Below are 18,766 nucleotides of genomic sequence, written 5' to 3'. Positions count from 1 at the left end.
CGCGGCCCAATATTTGAGGCGCGCCCTCTCGGTTCAGGGCCCCCCAGCCGTTCCGTCCTAGGCTGGAGCTGTTATGCAACCGAGAGTCACCGCCATCCTTGTCGCCCGAAACGGCGCGAAACACCTTGAGCGAACTCTCAAGGCGTTGTCGCTGCAGACCCGCAAACCCGATCGGGTCATTACCGTGGACTGCGGTTCGAGCGATGCGACCGCGCAGATGCTCGCCGAATTCGAGCCGACACAGTTCATTGCCGCCGACGCCGATCTGAACTTCGGGCAGGCAATATCCGCCGCTCTCCGCGTGTCGACGCCGCCCACGCATGACCGCGAGCTGCTCTGGCTGCTCGCCCAGGACAGCGCGCCGGAGCCGAGCGCCCTCGAGGTGCTCGTCGATGCGCTTGAGATCGCCCCCTCGGTGGCTGTCGCCGGTCCGAAGGTCATGGAATGGATCGCCAGCGAATACATCCACAACTTTGGCGAGTCGATGACGCCGCTCGGCACTACCGTCGCCCTGGTCGAAAGTGAACTGGACCAGGGACAGCACGACGGCCTGAGCGACGTGCTTGCCGTCAGCGCTGGCGGCATGCTCGTGCGCCACACCGTCTGGGAGCAGTTGGGCGGGTTCGACCCGGCCCTGCCGACGGTTGACGATTCGCTCGACTTCTGCGTGCGCGTGCGCCTGGCCGGCTATCGCGTCGCGGTCGTTCCGGCCGCCCGCGTCGCGTCGGCTGGTGACGGCGTTGCCGGGCCCAACCAGTCATCGCGGGGGCGCCTGCGCCGGCGCCGGATGCGGGCCGAACGCTCCGCACAACTACACCGGCGCCTGGTCTACGCGCCGGCCGGTGCCCTGGTCGTGCACTGGCTGTCTCTGCTGCCGCTCGCCTTCATACGCTCGATCGGTCAACTGCTGCGCAAGGAACCCGGCGCGGTCGCGGGCGAATTCTCGGCGGCGTTCGGCGCTGCCTTCAACGGAATGCGCGTCGGTAACGCCCGTCGCTCCTTCGCCCAGACCCGCACGCTCGGCTGGGACGCCATCTCTACCCTGCGGGTTCCGTCGGCCGAAGTGCGCCGGCGGCACTCGCTCAAGCGAGAGGCGAGCCTGTTCGGCCTGCACGGCGAACGCCCGGAAATTCGATTCTTCGCTGGCGGCGGGGCCTGGACCATGCTCGCCGCGGCGGTCGTGGGCATTGTCATGATGCTGCCGCTGCTGGGCGCCGACACCCTGACCGGCGGCGGACTGCTGCCGCTCTCGCCCACCCTGCCCGAATTGTGGGCGAGCGTCGGCTACGGCTGGCGTGATCTCGGGCTCGGCTTCGTCGGCGCGGCCGACCCGTTCGCCGCGGTCGTCGCTGTGCTCGGCTCGATTGCGTTCTGGTCGCCGTCGTTCGCGCTCGTGCTGGTCTACGCGCTCGCCTTCCCACTCGCCGCTGTCGGCGCGTGGATGGCCGCGACTCGCTTGACCGACCGCGGCAGCCTGCGCGCCTTGGCCGCCACCCTCTGGGTGCTGGCCCCGACCTTTCTGATCGCCTTGGCCGACGGTCGCCCGGCCGCGATTCTGGTGCATCTGCTACTGCCGTGGCTGTTCTTCGCCTGGTTCGCGGCGGCGCGCACCTGGTCGGCGTCGGCCACGGCCGCCCTGCTGTTCGCGGCGGTCCTGGCCTGCGCGCCCTCACTCGCCCCGGCCCTGCTCGTGGTCTGGGCCCTCAGCGTGGCCCTCGCCACCCGGAGGGCGATGCGCTTCATCGGCATACCGCTGCCGGCGCTCGCGCTGGCGATTCCGCTTATCGCCGACCAGGGCCTGCGCGGCACCTGGCTCAACCTCGTTGCCGACCCTGGCCTGCCCGTGCCGAGCGGGCACGCTCCCACCCTGCACCTGCTGTTCGGGCTGCCGGGTACCGACGGGTGGGCCGATGTGCTCGACCGGTTCGCCGTTGTCGGCCTCGATCCGCAGACGTTGGTGCCCATTCTGCTCGCGCCGCTGGCCGTGCTCGCCCTCCTGGCGCTGCTGCTGCCCGGCGCGCGCCTCGCGAGCGGAGCCTGGCTGGTGGCCCTGCTCGGATTCGGCACCGCCCTCGCTGCCAACCAGCTCGTACTCGCCGCGATCGGCGCTGAACCGGTGCGCGTCTGGTCGGGGTCCGGGCTTAGCCTGTACTGGCTCGGGCTGGTCGGCGCCCTGGTGATCGGCCTCCGCCCTTTGCACCGGTTCGCTCTGGCGCCCGGCGTGGTCGCCGCCCTCACCCTGGCCGTGGTGGTACTGCCGCTCGTCGCCTCGCTGCACCTCGGGACTGCCGCCGTCCGGGAGGGAACCGGGCAGACTCAACCGGCCTTCGTTGCGGCTGAAGCCCAGATCGACCCTCGGATCAGCACGCTGCAGCTCACTCCGCAAGCCGACGGCGGCCTGCTCGCCACCATCGAACGCGGCGCCGGCGCCATCCTGAACCAGCAATCCACCCTCAGCAGCACCGACCAGACGCTCAGCGCCCGCGAGAAAGCGCTCGCGGAACTCGCCGGCAACCTTGCCTCCCGCAGCGGACTCGACACCAGCGCGGATCTGACCGAGTTCGGCATCCGCTTTATCGTGTTGCAGCCGGCCGGTGACAACGTTGACGCTGCCGCCACGGCACTGCGCACCGAAACCGCCCTCGACGGTAACGCCGCACTGGCCCCGGTCGGCGACACCGAGTTCGGCCGCCTGTGGCAATTCGGCGAAACGGATGCCGCAGCCTCGACCCCCATCCCGGCTAGCGCGGGCGGCGCCTTCGGCCTCGTGACCCTCCTGATTGCCCTCATCGTGGTAGGCAGCGCGGTGCTGCTGTCCCTGCCGATCGGTGCCGGCCGCGAAGCCGTGCGCCAAGCCAATCGCGATGCCATTCGCCGGGCAGCCCGGGCCGATGCCAAGCAGAAGTCGAGGCGCGGGCGCCGGGCGAAGGACGGGGCATCGGCGTCTGACCTTGACAGCGGCCTGGACGCGCCACTCGGCACCGACCTGGAAGCCGACCTCGCGATAGACCGGGAAATTGGTGTCGGTACCGGGTTGGAGTCCGACGACGGGGTCTCTGATTCCATAGAGAGTGCGTCCGAGCCGACGACCGCGAAGGAACACAATGCCCGATAGAAGCCGAATCGCCCGCATCGGCGGGCGCGCTGGTCGCGGCGTGCTCGGCCTCACCGGCATCGCCGTCGTCGTTGTCACGCTTGGGATTGCCACCCTGGTGACGCTGCCGACCGTGGAGCGCGAACCGCGCTCGAGCGAGATCGCGCCGTCGCCGAGCGAGCAGCAGCGGGTGTGCCCTGGGCCGTTGTTGACGCTCGCCGAAGACTCGACACAGGCGCAGGCGGCGTCGAGTGTGGGGGCAGCATCCGCCGTGTATGGCGCCGTTGCGGGGGACTCCCTGGCGCAGATTCGCCCGGAGGTTACCGAGATCACCGCGGTCGACGATTCAAACAGTCGGCAGCCGCCGCTGCTCCTGACCGTTCCCGCGCAAAACGGCGCCACGGTGCCGCCGCTCGTGGCTGGCAGCCAGTCGCAGGTCGCCGCCACGGACACTCTCGGCGGTCTCGCCGTCGCCACCTGCGCCGAAGCGGCCAGCGACGCCTGGATCGTTGGCGGTTCCACCGACATTGGACGCACCAGCCTGCTGCTGCTGAGCAACCCGAGCACCGTGCTCGCCACCGTCGACGTGACCGTCTCCGGCGAGAGCGGACTCGTCGATGCGCCCGGTGCCACCGGCATTCTGGTGCAGCCGGGAGAGCAGCGGATCATTTCGCTCGCCGGCCTCGCCCCGAATGTGAAGTCGCCCGTTCTGCGGGTTCAATCGCGCGGCGGGCAGGTGGTTGCCGCACTGGAGCAGAGCAGTATCCGGGGTATCGAACCGGGCGGTGTCGAGATCATCGGCACCACCGCGACCCCCGCCACCAATCAGATCATTGCCGGCGTGCGCGTTATGACGGCCGTCACCGAGGAGACCGTGACGACGGGGGAAGGCTTCAATGCCGACACCCCGTCGATTCGGGTGTTCGTGCCGGGCGCTGTCGCGGCGACCGTACAGATCGGTGTGACGAGCGCCGATGGAACCACGGGGGGAACGTCTACCCAGGTGGACGTCGAACCCGGGATCGCCACCGAGATTCCGTTGTCACCGCTGGCCGTTGGCAGTTTCTCGGTACATCTGAGGTCCGACGAGCCGATCGTCGCGGCCGCACGAACCGCTACCGACAGTGCCGGCAAAAAGGACTTCGGCTGGTTCTCCGCGTCGGCGCCGCTGACCGGTGACTTCGCCGTCGCGGTGGCCGAGGGACCGTCGCCGACCCTGCACCTCGTCAACGGCGCGGCAGCGGATGCCACGCTCACCCTCACGCCCGACGGTGGCACCCCGGTAGACCTTCGGGTCGACGCCGGGGCCAGCGCCACGGTGCCGGTGGCGAGCGGAGTCCGCTACGTCGTGACCGGCGGGGAACAGCTCTTTGCGCTCGTGGACTATTCCGGCGACGGCGCGCTCTCCTCGTTTGCCCTGAACCCGCCCGGTCCGCTCGCCTCGGGCATCCGCGTCTACACGCACTAGTTCCTGCGGGCCCGGGCCAATCGTCTGGCCGGAGCGCGGTATCCGTTTTCGGGTGTCCCGGCGGCGGGCTGGCGCGGGAGCGCCGGTTTCGATGGCACACTGATTGTTCCACTTGTAACCTGCTGGGAGCCGCTTGTGACGATTGACTCGACTGCCGACCGCCTCGTTGACTCGACCGCTCGCGCGGAGATCGCCGTGATCGGCGGCTCGGGACTCTACGAACTCATCGACCCGTCGGGTGCGGTGACTCACGAGGTGAAGACGCCGTACGGAACGGCTACGGTCACGATCGGCCAGCGTGCCGGTCGTCGCGTCGCGTTTCTCCCACGACACGGCGGTGGACACAGCGTGGCACCGCACCTGATCAACTACCGGGCCAACATCTGGGCGCTCGCCTCGATCGGCGTGCGCGCAATCATCTCCTCATCGGCCGTCGGTGGAGTCACTCCGGAGTACACGCCGGGGCTGCTCGTGGTCACCGACCAGTTCATCGACCGCACGGCTGGCCGCACCGACACGTTCTACGATCAGCAGTCGGTGCAGCATCTCTCCGCCGCCGACCCGTTCGATCCGTTGTTGCGCGGCTACGCCATCAGTGCCCTCACCACCCTCGGCGAGACATTCGCACCGACCGGAACGGTTGTCGTCATCCAGGGTCCGCGGTTCTCCACCCGGGCGGAGTCGGTCTGGTTCCGGTCGATCGGCGCGCACATCGTCAACATGACCGCTTACCCCGAGATAGTGCTTGCCGGCGAGCTCAATATGGGCACGGTCAACCTCTCGTTCGTGACCGACGCCGACGCCGGGCTGGCGCCCGTGCTCGAGGTTGACGCGGGTGCCTCGACCAGCGAAACGGATGCTGTGACCGCGTCGGCCGTGTTCCGTCGCCTCCGCGAGGCCCAGCCTCGCATCCTGGCCGCGATCGACGGCATCCTGCGCGCTTTGCCGACCGACTTCACTCCGCGCGCGCTCATCGATCCGGCCCAGGTCGACGTCGTCCTGGCGCGTGCCGTGCACTCCGGCTCGGGGGATCGGTCGTGAGGGCCGGGGAACACCTGCTCGTCACCGGCGGCGCCGGCTTCATCGGATCGGCGGTCGTCGACGCTGCGCTCGCCCGCGGTTACACGGTGCGCGTGCTCGACTCGTTGCGCGCCGACGTGCACGGTCCCGCGCCGCAGTCCGCGACCCAGAGCAACGCACCAGCGGGTCTGGACCGGCGGGTGGAATTCGTGCACGGGGACGTGACCGACCCGGCCGTCGCCGCCCGCGCCCTCGTCGACATCGACGTGGTGTGTCATCAAGCCGCCAAGGTCGGTCTCGGAGTCGACTTCGCTGACGCCCCCGACTATGTGCACAGCAACGAGGTTGGCACCGCGGTGCTGCTGGCCGCGATGGCCAAGCGGGGCATCCGTCGTCTGGTTATGGCGTCATCCATGGTCGTCTACGGTGAGGGCAGCTACCGCGGCCCGAACGGATCCACCCGGCCGGGACCGCGCCTGGCGAACGACCTCGACGCCGGACGCTTCGACCCGCTCGACCCGGCGACCGGGCTGCCGCTCGAGCCCATGCTGGTGAGCGAAACCGATCCGCTCGACCCACGCAACGTCTACGCGAGCAGCAAGCTCGGCCAGGAGTACCTCGCCACGGCCTGGGCCCGCTCCACCGGTGGGCGCGTCGCCGCCCTGCGGTACCACAACGTCTATGGTCCGGGCATGCCGCAGAACACGCCGTACGCGGGAGTCGCCTCCCTGTTTCGCTCGGCGATCGAGCGCGGTGAGGCTCCGCGGGTCTACGAGGACGGCCGGCAGCGCCGTGACTTCGTGCACGTGCGGGATGTGGCCGCGGCGAACATCGCCGCGTTGGACTTCACCGCGCCGGAACACGTCCGGCCGGCAGCGCCCGCCGATTCCGGAATATTTCGCGCGTTCAACGTCGGCAGCGGAATCGTGCACACCATCGGAGACATGGCCTCCGCCCTGGCCGCTGCGTCGGGCGGCTTGGCTCCGGTCGTGACCGGACAGTACCGGCTCGGCGACGTGCGTCACATCACCGCATCCTCCGAGCGCTTGCGTCAGGAACTCGGCTGGTCGGCCACGGTCTCCTTCGAGGATGGCATGCGGGAGTTCGCCACGGCCCCCCTGCGAGCCGCCGTGCGCCCCTGACCGGTCACGCGCAGCAGTTCGAGCGCTGCCTTATTTCGTGCCCTGTCAACCAAGCGGATGCTGCGGCAGCAGCAGCTCGAACCGGCATCCGTTGTGCACATTGGTCACCGTCACCTGCCCGGCATGAGCCCGCACGATTCCCTCGACGATCGCGAGCCCCAACCCGGCGCCGCCGCTGCGACCGGTGCCGGTGCCCCAGGCGGACGCTGTGCGCGGCTCGCTCGCCCGCCAGCCGGCCTCGAACACCCGGGGGAGGTCCTGCTCGGGAATTCCTCCGGCCGCGTCGACGACCGAGATCACCGCCCGCCCGTCGACGTGCCGGGTGGCCGACACGACGATGGCGCTCCCGGCCGGGGAATACTGAATGGCGTTCATGACCAGGTTCCCCACCGCGCGAGCGAGCTCGCGGGCATCCGCCTGCAGGCTGAGCCCGCGTTCACCCTCGAAGCGCAGATCGAGGGATTTCGCGAGGGCGACCGGCGCGAGATCGGCGATCGTGTCGCTGATCAGGTCATACAGGGCGACCCGTTCGAAGGTGAGTTGCAACGCTCCCGAGTGGATCTTGGACAGCTCAAACAGGTCATCGACCATGCCGCTGAGCCGGTCGACCTGCCCGCGAATCTGCACGTAATACCGTTCGGGGTCGGGCGCCATGCCATCTTCGAGGGCCTCGGCCATGGCCCGAATGCCGGCGAGGGGCGTGCGCAGGTCATGGGAGATCCAGGCCACAATTTCGCGTCGCGACGTTTCGATGCGCTTTTCCCGCTCGCGGGATTCGGTCAGCCGGTCGGCCGTTGCGGCCAGTTCTCCGGCCAGCGAGGCGAATTCCGTGCTCGTATGCCGATCCGGGGATGTCACCGATTCCCCCCGACCGATGCTCACCGCCGCGGCCCGAAAATACTGGTTGTCGCGCACGAGCGAGCGTCCCAAAACGGCGGCCATGACGAGTGAAACGATTCCGGCGACCACGACAACCGAGTAGAACACGGTCAGGTCGTGCGTCGACAGGTACATGAGCGAGGCGACCGCTGCGGTTCCGCTGACGACCGAAGCGACGGTCGCAAACGCGACGACGATGAGTTGCGTCACGAGCGATCCACGCGAGAGCAGGCGCAGCGCCAGCAGCCCGAACGCGCCCACGACGAGCGCGCAGGCAAGGGCGATGCCGGCGACGGCTGCAAACGTTGGCGCGGTCACTGCGCCCGCAAGGGGGTGATGAGAATTTCCGCCCCCTGGTCGGCGGCGGTCATGCCGAACCCCCCGACGTCTCAGACACCGGTGTCACGGCGGTTGCCGCATCCTCACCGGTCCCGAGCGGCACCGGATCAAAGCGGTAGCCGACACCCCACACCGTAGTCACGAGCAGCGGATGCGCCGGGTCTGCCTCGATTTTCTCCCGCAGCCGCCGCACGTGCACGGTCACGGTGGACAGGTCGCCGAATTCCCAGCCCCAGACCGAGCGCAGCAGTTCCTCCCGGGTCAGCACCTTCGACGGCCGCCAGATCAGGTAGGCGAGCAGGTCGAACTCCCGCGCGGTGAGCACGAGTGGTTTTCCACGCAAACGAATCTCATGCGCGGCCAGGTTGAGGGAGAATTCGCCGGCATCGAGCATGCCCTCCGGAATCGACTCCGTGCCGCTTCGCCGCAGAACCGACTGCACCCGCAGCACGAGCTCCCGTGGTGAGAACGGCTTCACCAGATAGTCGTCGGCACCCACTTCAAGACCCTCGATGCGGTGCTCTTCCTCGCCGAGCGCGGTCAGCATGATCACCGGCAGCGCACCCCAGTTCACGCGGATACGCCGGCACACTTCGATGCCATCGAGAAGCGGAAGCATGCGGTCGAGCACCACGAGGTCGGGCTGCACGGCTTCGGCCTGGCGCAGGCCGGCGAGCCCATCGATGGCTTCGTCCACGACGAACCCGGCGGCGCGCAGGTACTGCCCGACCACCTCGGACACCATGGGGTCGTCCTCGATGACGAGCACGCGGCGGCCGGTGAGGGAATCCGTTCGCGGTGGCGAAAAATATTGGGAGGGAGACACCCCCTTAGACTAGGCGCGCGCATCGTTTAGGTCGATCACGGAAGCGGATGCCCTCCATCGCCCACTCACACCGGCCCCTCAGCATCTTTCCGTGGTTCGTAACCTCTTTCGCATTGGAGGCCCAGCCCTCCACCGTAGAGTCGAATTATGAAAAGCACTCGGGTTGACGTGGTGTTGCCCTGTCTGAACGAGTCGCAGGCTCTGCCGTGGATTCTTGAACGTATGCCCGCCGGTTATCGCGCGATCGTCGTCGACAACGGGTCGACCGACGGCTCCGCCGACCTCGCGCGCCATCTCGGCGCGCACGTCGTGCACGAGAGTCGACGCGGATTCGGCGCCGCCGCCCACGCCGGGCTCCTCGCCGCGACCGCCCCGATCGTCGCTTTCTGCGACGCTGACGCCTCGATGGACCCCCGCGACCTGCCGCTCGTGGTCGACCCGATCACCGCCGATGAAGCCGACCTCGTACTCGGCCGCCGCCGCCCGACCACGCGCAACGCATGGCCCGCGCATGCCCGTGTGGCAAATACCTATCTTTCCTGGCGACTGCGCCGAATAACCGGTGTGAACATCCATGACCTCGGACCCATGCGCGCGGCTCGCCGCGACAACGTCCTCGCCCTTGACCTGAACGACCGCCGCAGCGGGTATCCGCTCGAGATGTTTCTGGGAGCCGCCGCCGCTAACTGGCGCATCCGCGAAGTCGACACCGGCTACGCCCCGCGCGTAGGCCGCAGCAAGGTGACCGGAACCGTGCGCGGCACCCTCACGGCTATCCAGGACATGTCCGCACTGCTCCGCGCCGACCGTGTCGACCGGAACGTCAGCGTCGACCGGAGTGGAGCACGCTCATGACCGCCATCGTCGTCATCGCCAAGGAGTGCCTGCCCGGCAAGGTCAAGACCCGGCTGCACCCGCCGCTCTCGCTAGAACAGGCGGCCGAATTAGCCGCGGCCAGCCTCGCCGACACCCTCGCTGTCGCCGGGTCACTGCCCGCAACGCACCATATTCTGGCGTTCGACGGTGTGACGCCGCCGCCCGAAGCCTCCGCGTGGGAAATTTTGCCGCAAAGCGCTGGCGGTCTCGACGAGCGCCTCGCCGCGATCTTCGACCACCTCGACGAACCGACCCTTCTGCTCGGCATGGACACCCCCCAGGTCACCCACGAACTACTCATGCCCGTGTTCACCGATTGGACCACCGAGACGGAGGCCTGGATCGGCCCGGCAGACGACGGCGGCTTCTGGGCGCTCGCCCTGAACAACCCGACCGGCGCGCTGCTCCGCGGCATCCCGATGAGCCGCTCCGATACCGGCGCACACCAGCTGCGGCGCCTCAACGAAGCGGGCCTGAGCGTGCGCCTGTTGCCCGCGCTCACCGACATCGACACCATTTCTGATGCCCGCATCGTCGCCTCGGCCGCGCCCCACACCCGGTTTGCGCGCACTTTCGCGGGGCTGCGAACATCCGCTCAGCCGGGTGCTGCCGAACTGCGCGCCGTCGATCTTCTCTCCCGGAGCGGGGCACGCTCATGAGCGTCGTGTCGCCGCGACTCTGGGATCAGTGGGCGGAATGCGCGGACCGCGACGGAACTGTCGAGACTGCCGAGCGACTCACGGCCGATTTCATCGGCCAGCTGGCGGACCGCACGCTGACGGCCCGTGCGGCGAGCGACCGAACAACGACCGACCGCTTTCGCCGCTCGACCACGTTCGGGGCCGGTGGGTCCGAACCCTACGCCCAGGCGTTGCAGAGCGACGACAACGTGCTCTACCTGTACGGCCACCGCCTCGACGCCGATCCGGGCACCGCGGCGCGCATCTCGACCATGCACGCCGGGCGCTGGAGCGCCGGAGCCGATGCGATCGACCGATCTTTGCTCGCCGGCGTGGCCGGTCCGGTGCTCGACATCGGCTGTGGCCCGGGGCGCATGATCCAAGCCGCGATCGACGAGGGGCTCGACGCCCTCGGCGTGGACGTATCGCCGACCGCCGTGCGAATCGCGGTCGCGGCCGGACTCGCTGTTCTGCACCGCTCGGTGTTCGACGACATTCCACTCGAAGGAACCTGGGCGACCCTGCTGCTCGTCGATGGCAACATCGGTATCGGCGGCGACCCCGATGCGCTGCTCGACCGCTGCGTGTCCCTACTAGCCGTCGACGGAGTGCTTGTCGTTGAGGTGCACCGCGATCCCGAGCATGACCTCGCCTACGAGAGCACCCTGCAGGATGCCGCGGGTCACACGAGTGACGCCTTCCCGTGGGCCGAAATCGGGGTCAGCGCCCTGCGTCGACGAGCCGCGAAAGTCGGACTGGTGCAGGTCGCCGAATGGACCAAGGGCGAGCGCTCCTTCGCCCGCCTAGCGCGCGCCTAGCGCGCCCACACCACAGTCCCGGGCTCGCAGTGCCGCGCCCACAGTGCCGGGCTCGCAGTGCCGCGCCCACAGTCCCGGGTTCGCAGAGCCGCGCCCACAGTGCCGGGTTCGGAGCGACGCGCCCACAGTGCCGGGTTCGCAGCGCCCTTGCGGCCGGGCGCAGGTTTGCTCGCTGCGCCCAGATCAGCGCTCGGAGTCGTCCTGCAGCCGCACGCCGGACCCGCGCCGCTCGCGCATGACCGCCCAGGCCGATAGCCCCACGGTCAGTGCGGCGAGCACGATCCAGAAGATCCCCAGGTTGAGCCCGTAATTCAGCGGCAGCACGGTTGCATTTGCCGGTGCGAAATTCTTTGCCACGATCGTCGGCACAGCGATGAGCGACACGATCGACCCGACGACGATGCCGCCCTGCACGATCGCAATGACCGTCCCGGACACCCGGCGCCCGGCTCGCCGCAACCCAATACCGAGCGCGAACACGATCGGCGCCAGAATCGCATCGTGCAGAAGGATTGCCGCGGCAATCCACAGCGCCACCCCTGGAATCCGGGTGAGCCGCACCAAATCAAACATCACGAATGCGCCCCAGGCGAGCAGCAATACCCCGCCACCCACCAGTGCCCAGCGGATGGTGCGCATTCGTCTGCTGGTCGACGCCGTGATCCCGGCCGGCGGAGGATTGAGTCCGGTCCCGACGGTCTCGGTCACCCCGACATTCACTCCGGCGGACCCGTGTCGCGACCCGTTCGCACTCGCTGTCATGATTCGATCGCCTCGATTCGGCTCAGCCATTTGGTTTGCAACACGCCGGGACGGCCAGGCGCGATCATCCGGGCCGGATACCCGTGCTCCAGGTCGAGAGTCTCACCGTTCAGCTCGAGGGCGACGAGGGTCAATGGGTCGCGCACATACTCCCGGCCCATCTGCGTCTTGCTGAAGCTGCCGCGTTCTTCGAGGCTGATCAAACGAAACGAGGTCTCCGGATCGGCGCTCATCAAATCGGCGAGGTCGCGCAACCGCACGCCGCGCCAGAAGGCCATCTGGCTCCACCCCTCGACGCAGGCGATCGGCAGGGTCACGTCGGTCTGCGGGAGGGCGAGCAGCTCGGCCCGGGTGAAGGAACGCTCGGCGCCCGCGACCGCGACCGTCAGGGTCCACGCCGAGTTCATCGCGGCATCGGCTACCTTCGCCTGCTTGCTCGTGCGGTTCACCGGCACGCCCTGCTGGCCCACGCCTTTCTTGCGCGGCCCGAACAGGTTGACCGCGTTGAGCGGGGTGAAGGTCTGCCCAGCGGTCAGGCCGACGACTGCGGTCGTGGCGACGCCGACCGTGGTGAGAAATCCGCGACGGCTCAGCCGGCTCGCCGCGCGCGGGGTGGAGTCGATGTAATGGAGCGCCCGCCCGGTCAGGCCGCCGGGCCGGGTCGTGCCTCTCAGGCGCGCGGCCTCGTCGTTCTCGCCTCGGTCACCCGAGACCGCATCCACGAGATGGTGGTCGGCGCGATGGCCGCCGTCGATATCGTCGTCCCCGCTCGCCTTGGAGGCTTTGTTCCAGTACCGCGTGATCGTTGGAAGCTTGACCCCGATGTGAATGACCAGCAGCCCGATCAGCACCCAGCCGAGCGCGAAGTGCACCTGGCGGAACGGAAACGGCCACGGGTACCACTGATAGGTGTTGAGCAGCCCGATCGTGATCTGCACGAGCGAGGCTCCTACGAACAGGGCGATCGAGGCTCGCTCGAGAAAATTCCAGAATCCGCGCACCGGGGGATATGCGAACAGCCCGGGAAAAACAATGTGGAGTTTGGCCAGCAGTAGCGGAAAACAGGCGATCCCGGCGATGATGTGCGTGCCCTGGGTGACCTGATAGAGAAACTCGGGCCGGGTTGCGAAACGCATCCAGTCGAGTGGTTCCTGCAGAAAATGACTGTACAGGCCGGTGCCGAAACAGATCAGAAAAGCGGCGCCGAGGAGCCGCCCAATCACCGTCGCCATCCGGGGATTGCGCACCGGCGACGCCAGCGCCCTTTGGGCCTCATACATCAATCGCCGCATGATTCTATTCCACCACCTGGGAGCCCGCTTCAACCCCGCTGAATCCTTACGATGTGCGGGTGTGTCAGCCGGGAGCATCACGCCGGGCGCTACAACGCGCATGATGCGAGAGGATGAACCGTGCGCATAACGATCATCGCGGGGCTGCTTGTGCTCAGCGCTGCCCTCACCGCCTTCAGCGTATTGGCCTTCGACCTGTTTGCACCGGTTCGGGACGAGGTACAGTTCGTGCTCGTGACGGGTGCTCTCTGGCTGCTGTTCGGCCTGGCGTACTGGCTGCTGCGCCGGGTCCGAGGCAAGGCGGTGGTCGCGTTGATCCTGGCCGGCTCTACCCTGATCGGCGGCGCGGCCATGGTCGGCCCACCCAACACGAGCACGGACTCGGCTCGCTACGCCTGGGACGGCATTGTGCAAAACAACGGCATGAGCCCTTACGCTTTCACCCCAGCGGATGACCGTCTCGATTCCCTGAGACCAGACTGGCTGTTCCCGGCATCCCAAACCACGGCCGACGGCCAGGAAGCCTGCGTCGGCGAACGCATCGCCAGCGCCCACAAGACTGACTCCGGCGACCTGCTCTGCTCCGCACTGAACCGCACGGCCGTACCCACGATTTACCCGCCGGCCAGTGAGATCTTCTTCGCCGGCGTGCGTTTTCTCACCGGACCCGAACCCGCCTACTGGCCCTTGCAGCTCGCCGGCCTGGTGCTGAGTGTCGGTACGACCGTCTTGCTGCTGGTCGGCATGCAGCGACGCGGCCTCGACCCCCGCAGCGCGGCGCTCTGGGCCTGGTGCCCGCTCGTCGCCACCGAGGCCATCACCAACTCCCACGTCGACATGCTCGGCGTTATCTTCGTCGTCGCGGCGGCGTTCCTGGTGTCGTCGAAGAAGGTCTGGCGCGGGGGCGTCATGCTCGGAATCGCGATCGGCACCAAGCTCATCCCGGTTTTGGCGGCACCGGCCCTACTCAAACGGGGCGGGTGGCGCATGATCACCGCATCCATTCTGAGTTTTGCGCTGCTGTACCTGCCCTATGTGCTGGCCACCGGCATCGGGGTTCTCGGCTATCTGCCCGGTTACTTGAGCGAAGAGGGGTACCAGGATGGGTCCCGGTTCGCCCTGGTGTCTCTTGTCGCGCCCGGGGAATCGGCAGTCATCGTCGCCGCCCTGATTCTTGCCGTCGTCGCTCTTCTGGTGATCGTCAAGACCGACCAAAACCAGCCGTGGGTCGGCCAGCTCGTCATGATCGGCGCGACCCTGCTCGTACTCAGCCCGCGCTACCCCTGGTACGCGCTTTTGTTATTGCCGTTCGTTGCGCTCAGCGGGCGCTGGGAATGGCTGCTCGTGCCGATGGCGCTCACGCTGCGGCTGCTCGTGCCGAGCGTGCAACTCACCCAAACGTCGATCGCGATTTCGGTCATTGTGATCGCCCTGGTCTCGCTGCATCGCGCCGGCCCCGGTGGCCTCAAACGGATACTGCCCCGATCGCGACGAGTGCGCCCCGCCTGAATCGGTTTGTGTTCCTTGTGTGCGGGCCGCATTCGCCGCCGTCTTGGGCAGCGGAATCGACGGCTCTCCCTTGACCCGATCGACCCTGGCGCGACGGTCCGCAACGACCCGCGCAGCCCCGGTTGCGGCTCCGGGTCGAAACCGTTGTGCTGGCCTACGCCGACCGAGCGGATGCCGTCGCTCACTTCCGCTCGCGGCCGGTGTCTGCGCAGGCGGCACCAATCTGAACGCCTGCCAACTGCTCGCAGGAAGTTCGATGACGTGGGCGGGCACGCACGAATCGGGGCCCGCCGTGTGGCGGGCCCCGATTCGTGCTGTGACGATGACTCTTAGGTAGAGCCGCCTAACCAGTTACCGACTGACTACTTGGTCGCGGCGGTGATGGTCGCAATACCAACGAGCATCTGGTCAGCGACGGCGTCGGTGCTGAACGTGGAGTTCAGCAGGCCGGCGGCGACGGAGGAGATGTGAACCGTGGTACCAGTGAGGATGGCGTTGTCACCGTCCATCTTGAGGGGCTCAAGGGTACCACCGTAGAGGTTGAACAGGAGGGCCTGGGTCGCGGCGGACTCTCCGTTGACCGAGACATCACCGAAGAGCTCCGAGGTGCCTGGGTCGATGGTGAAGTTGGTGAGCTCGACGACAATGTCGCCGGCGGTCAGCGAGAAGCCGGAACCCTCGTGCTGAATGGTGCCCTGAACAAAGGGGCGGTAGCTCTCGGCCGGGTCGTAGTAGTCCACGTTTCCACCGGTGATCGGGAAGTGCAGGCTGCCCTCTTCGAGCGTGGCTGTTCCGACTGTGCCGGCGGTGAGGCCGAGGCTTGTCAGCGCAGCGCCGAAGTCGGCGTCCAGCAGCACGGCGGTGTCAACACCGGACAGGCTGGGGATAGAGGCGAGCGGCGTCGGCGTGGCTTCGGCCGAGCTGGACGAGCTTGAGCTTGAAGCGGGCGCCGGTGTCGCCGTGCTGGCGTCCGATGAGCATCCTGCGAGGCCGGCGATGAGAATTCCCGCAGCAGCGAAACCGACGGTGGTTTTGGTGAATGAACGCATGGGATGAATCCTTTTCGTTAGATCGTGCAGTTGGTGTTGGGGTCTGCATGGTGTTCGGCTCCACCCCCGAAATGGTTTGGACTTGCCCCGAACCGTTACCCTTCTGTTACTAAATACAGCAAACGTTCCGACCAGCAGGCAGGCCAAACGCCCCGAGCAAGGCCTGCGATCCCAGTCATCGCGCGGAACTCAGGACACAGTCAAGCGGATGCCCGCCCGACGGCAATCGACACTGCGGGTTTCAGTCGATCCCTCAGAAGTGGCGGAAGCGATCCGGCGCGAGATCCCAGGGGTCCTTGTCGAGCAGTTCGGCGACGCCGCGAAACACGCAGGTCTCGATCATCATGCGTTGGTGCATCTCATCGTTTTCGTGCAGGCGCGACAGGCGCTGGATCGGCAGACGGTAGAACACCACGCGATTCATCGCGGGCGTCACCATCCAGCGTTCAACACCCACGCCGGGCACGACCGACAGCGGTCCGGACGCCACCTCGAACACGGACTTGCCCAGTTCTTGGGGCCAGAGGCCGCGCAAATACTCGATCGCCGCGACGAGTGTCATGTCGAACAGGTCAGTGCGAGTGCGTAACGGCGGCAGGAATGGGCCGGTCGCTGAACTGCGGATGCCGCGGCCGTGCCGGTCACGCCCGCGCCCGCGAACGGTCGGCTCAGGAGCTGCGGAACGACGGGATCGAGACATGCTGCCATCCTACGGCGGGCCGGCAGCCGGTACCCTTGTAGCAATGACATTCCGCCCGTGTTCCCGCGTTGCCTGCCTCGAACCCTCGGTGGCCACGCTGACGTTTGACTACGCGGAGTCCTTGGCCGTGCTTGGCCCGCTCTCCGGCCGTAAAGAGCCGCACAGCTTCGACCTGTGTTCCCGACACGCGGAGCGAACGAGCGCTCCTCAGGGCTGGCAATTGATGCGCCACCGTCTGCTGACCGAAGAGCGGGACACCGCCGGCTGAAACCCGACGACTGCGCCGGAAGGAAGGCAGAGAACGGGCGCGATCGAAAAAATGTCGCGGTCATTCAGGCGGAAATGGCAAGATGTCAGCATGACTGTAGCCTTGCCCACCGCGCCTTCCACCTTCTCCTACAAGATCGCCGATCTGTCGCTCGCTGAGGCTGGGCGTCACCAGCTGCGACTGGCCGAGAACGAGATGCCCGGGCTCATGGCCCTGCGCACCGAATTCAGCGAGTCGAAGCCGCTCGCCGGAGCCCGCATCGCCGGATCCCTGCATATGACCGTACAGACCGCTGTCCTGATCGAGACCCTCGTCGCCCTCGGCGCCCAGGTGCGGTGGGCCAGCTGCAACATCTTCTCCACGCAAGACGATGCGGCCGCCGCGATCGCGGTCGGCCCCACCGGCACGGTGGACGCCCCCGCCGGTGTGCCCGTGTTCGCCTGGAAGGGTGAGACGCTCGAGGAATACTGGTGGTGCACCACGCAGATTTTCGACTGGAGCGCCGAAGCTGAAGCAGCCGGAGCCACCTGGACCGGCCCGAACATGATCCTCGACGACGGCGGTGACGCCACGATGCTCGTACACAAGGGGCGCGACTTCGAAAAGGCCGGCCTTGTTCCAGCGGATACTGCCGGTGACAGCCACGAATACGGCGTCATTCTCGCCGCCCTCCGTCGGTCGCTGGCCGAGTCGTCCGACCGCTGGACACTGGTCGCGGCCGACCTCGTGGGCGTCACCGAAGAAACCACCACCGGAGTGCATCGCCTCTACGAGCTTGCCGCGAGCAAGGAACTACTGTTCCCGGCTATCAACGTCAACGACTCGGTCACCAAGAGTAAATTCGATAACAAGTACGGCATTCGTCATTCGCTGCCCGACGGCCTCAATCGGGCCACGGATGTGCTGATCGGCGGCAAAGTCGTCTTCGTCGCCGGCTACGGTGATGTCGGCAAGGGCGCCGCCGAAGCGCTGCGCGGCCAAGGCGCCCGCGTGATCGTGAGTGAGATCGACCCGATCAACGCGCTGCAGGCCGCGATGGACGGTTACCAGGTCGCACGCCTCGACTCCGTCGTCGAACAGGTCGACATCTTCGTCAGTGGCACCGGAAACTTCAATGTCATCGGCGTCGACCACATGCTGCGCATGAAGCACCTCGCTATCGTCGCCAACGTCGGACACTTCGACAACGAGATCGACATGGCCGCGCTCGAGTCGCTGCCGGGTGCCGTCAAGGTGCAGATCAAGCCGCAGGTCGACGAATGGCTCCTGCCGAGCGGGCGCAGTGTGCTCGTGCTCTCCGAGGGGCGCCTGATGAACCTCGGCAACGCCACCGGCCACCCCTCGTTCGTGATGAGCAACTCGTTCACCAACCAGGTACTCGCGCAGATCGAGCTGTACGTCTCGCCGGAGAAGTACCCGGTCGGCGTGTACGTGCTGCCGAAGCTGCTGGATGAGAAGGTCGCGCGTCTGCACCTGGATGCGCTCGGCGTGGAACTGACCGTGCTCACCCCCGAGCAGGCCGGCTACCTCGGCATCCCCGTCGAAGGTCCGTACAAAGTGGAGCACTACCGCTACTAGCCCGGCTCCCAGGGAGGGCCCCGGGCTTCGTCCCTGGGCCCAGTGTGCAACCTGGGCGCGTTCATAACGTGGGCCCGGTTGTCGTTCAAGCGGTGGGGGTGGTTGCTGGGGGTGCGACACGCCCGGGTGGGGGGCGTTTTGACGGGTGGGCTGGGGGACCGTAATGTATCTATACGTACCCCAAAGGTGCGGAAAGCCGCAGTGCTTTTCGGCCTCACGTGGGACCGTCTTCTAGTCAGATCAATGTTGGGTTCTTGTTTCAAGTTCTCTGGTGTTGGGCTAGGATTGTAAGCCTCCACCGGGTGTGTGTTGCTGGTTGGGTCGTGTTGTCCGAGTGTTTGTGGTGCCTTTTTGGGGCCGGAAATTGCTGGGTGTGGCCGATTTGACAGGGACTGGCCGGGTGGGTAAGTTAGACAAGTTGCCCCGGAGCGACAGCCCAGTAGGGCCTGAAGTCGGGTGCGTCCGA

At 67.3% G+C, this 18,766-nt stretch carries 16 protein-coding genes; 10 read left to right on the top strand and 6 right to left on the bottom strand.

What is annotated here, in order from left to right; all coding sequences use genetic code 11:
- Positions 1-73: 73 nt before the first annotated feature.
- The 4 genes from E3T50_RS06410 (at position 74) to E3T50_RS06395 (ending at position 6,724) form a co-directional block, all read left to right on the top strand.
- A complete protein-coding gene (locus tag E3T50_RS06410; RefSeq protein ID WP_134551111.1) occupies positions 74-3,115 on the top strand; it encodes a glycosyltransferase family 2 protein in 3,042 nt (1,013 codons plus the stop codon).
- Positions 3,105-4,562 carry a DUF5719 family protein gene (locus E3T50_RS06405; protein WP_134551110.1) on the top strand — a complete coding sequence of 486 codons (1,458 nt, stop codon included), beginning with the start codon at positions 3,105-3,107 and terminating at the stop codon, positions 4,560-4,562. The genes E3T50_RS06410 and E3T50_RS06405 overlap by 11 nt, the downstream gene beginning before the upstream one ends.
- A 135-nt stretch (positions 4,563-4,697) precedes the next feature.
- A complete protein-coding gene (locus E3T50_RS06400) occupies positions 4,698-5,603 on the top strand; it encodes an MTAP family purine nucleoside phosphorylase (protein WP_241990797.1) in 906 nt (301 codons plus the stop codon).
- Complete coding sequence (locus E3T50_RS06395) at positions 5,600-6,724, top strand: NAD-dependent epimerase/dehydratase family protein (protein WP_198417959.1); 1,125 nt, start codon at positions 5,600-5,602, stop codon at positions 6,722-6,724. The genes E3T50_RS06400 and E3T50_RS06395 overlap by 4 nt, the downstream gene beginning before the upstream one ends.
- A 45-nt stretch (positions 6,725-6,769) precedes the next feature.
- On the opposite strand, the gene E3T50_RS06390 is transcribed toward E3T50_RS06395, so the two are convergent.
- Both E3T50_RS06390 and E3T50_RS06385 read right to left on the bottom strand, forming a co-directional pair.
- The gene (locus E3T50_RS06390; protein ID WP_134551109.1) at positions 6,770-7,921 is read right to left on the bottom strand and encodes a sensor histidine kinase; all 1,152 of its coding nucleotides are present in this window, start codon (positions 7,919-7,921) and stop codon (positions 6,770-6,772) included.
- A 49-nt stretch (positions 7,922-7,970) separates the two neighbouring features.
- Positions 7,971-8,768, bottom strand: coding sequence for a response regulator transcription factor (locus tag E3T50_RS06385; RefSeq protein ID WP_241990796.1), 798 nt, complete (start codon positions 8,766-8,768; stop codon positions 7,971-7,973).
- Positions 8,769-8,915: 147 nt separating this feature from the next.
- Here E3T50_RS06385 and E3T50_RS06380 point away from each other — a divergent pair, with 147 nt between their 5' ends.
- Genes E3T50_RS06380 through E3T50_RS06370 form a run of 3 tightly spaced genes read left to right on the top strand, consistent with a single transcriptional unit; the run spans position 8,916 to position 11,142 of the window.
- Complete coding sequence (locus tag E3T50_RS06380; protein ID WP_134551108.1) at positions 8,916-9,623, top strand: glycosyltransferase family 2 protein; 708 nt, start codon at positions 8,916-8,918, stop codon at positions 9,621-9,623.
- A complete protein-coding gene (locus E3T50_RS06375; protein ID WP_134551107.1) occupies positions 9,620-10,303 on the top strand; it encodes a TIGR04282 family arsenosugar biosynthesis glycosyltransferase in 684 nt (227 codons plus the stop codon). Before E3T50_RS06380 ends, E3T50_RS06375 begins: the two co-directional genes overlap by 4 nt.
- Positions 10,300-11,142, top strand: coding sequence for a class I SAM-dependent methyltransferase (locus tag E3T50_RS06370; protein WP_134551106.1), 843 nt, complete (start codon positions 10,300-10,302; stop codon positions 11,140-11,142). Before E3T50_RS06375 ends, E3T50_RS06370 begins: the two co-directional genes overlap by 4 nt.
- 183 nt (positions 11,143-11,325) lie before the next feature.
- On the opposite strand, the gene E3T50_RS06365 is transcribed toward E3T50_RS06370, so the two are convergent.
- Positions 11,326-11,850 (bottom strand): hypothetical protein, encoded by a 525-nt coding sequence (locus tag E3T50_RS06365; protein ID WP_134551105.1) that lies wholly within the window; start codon positions 11,848-11,850, stop codon positions 11,326-11,328.
- Positions 11,851-11,900: 50 nt separating this feature from the next.
- Positions 11,901-13,184: a molybdopterin-dependent oxidoreductase gene (locus E3T50_RS06360; protein WP_241990795.1), complete on the bottom strand. Its 1,284-nt coding sequence runs from the start codon at positions 13,182-13,184 to the stop codon at positions 11,901-11,903.
- Positions 13,185-13,316: 132 nt separating this feature from the next.
- Between E3T50_RS06360 and E3T50_RS06355 the strand changes: the two genes are divergently transcribed.
- Positions 13,317-14,705: a glycosyltransferase family 87 protein gene (locus E3T50_RS06355; RefSeq protein ID WP_134551103.1), complete on the top strand. Its 1,389-nt coding sequence runs from the start codon at positions 13,317-13,319 to the stop codon at positions 14,703-14,705.
- A gap of 362 nt (positions 14,706-15,067) precedes the next feature.
- Here E3T50_RS06355 and E3T50_RS06350 read toward each other — a convergent pair whose 3' ends face one another.
- Both E3T50_RS06350 and E3T50_RS06345 read right to left on the bottom strand, forming a co-directional pair.
- Positions 15,068-15,754, bottom strand: coding sequence for a hypothetical protein (locus tag E3T50_RS06350; protein WP_134462532.1), 687 nt, complete (start codon positions 15,752-15,754; stop codon positions 15,068-15,070).
- 253 nt (positions 15,755-16,007) lie between these two features.
- Positions 16,008-16,316 (bottom strand): hypothetical protein, encoded by a 309-nt coding sequence (locus E3T50_RS06345; RefSeq protein ID WP_338145344.1) that lies wholly within the window; start codon positions 16,314-16,316, stop codon positions 16,008-16,010.
- Between the two features lie 181 nt (positions 16,317-16,497).
- Between E3T50_RS06345 and E3T50_RS06340 the strand changes: the two genes are divergently transcribed.
- The gene (locus E3T50_RS06340; protein WP_134462536.1) at positions 16,498-16,722 is read left to right on the top strand and encodes a DUF3499 family protein; all 225 of its coding nucleotides are present in this window, start codon (positions 16,498-16,500) and stop codon (positions 16,720-16,722) included.
- Positions 16,723-16,812: 90 nt separating this feature from the next.
- Entirely contained in the window at positions 16,813-18,300 is a 1,488-nt protein-coding gene (gene ahcY, locus E3T50_RS06335; protein ID WP_134551101.1) for an adenosylhomocysteinase, read from the top strand.
- Positions 18,301-18,766 lie beyond the last annotated feature (466 nt).

It is taken from the genome of Cryobacterium gelidum (genome assembly GCF_004403985.1).
Lineage (GTDB): Bacteria > Actinomycetota > Actinomycetes > Actinomycetales > Microbacteriaceae > Cryobacterium > Cryobacterium gelidum.
Note: the sequence above shows the minus strand (reverse complement) of the source record. Positions and strands in the feature narration are given on the sequence as shown.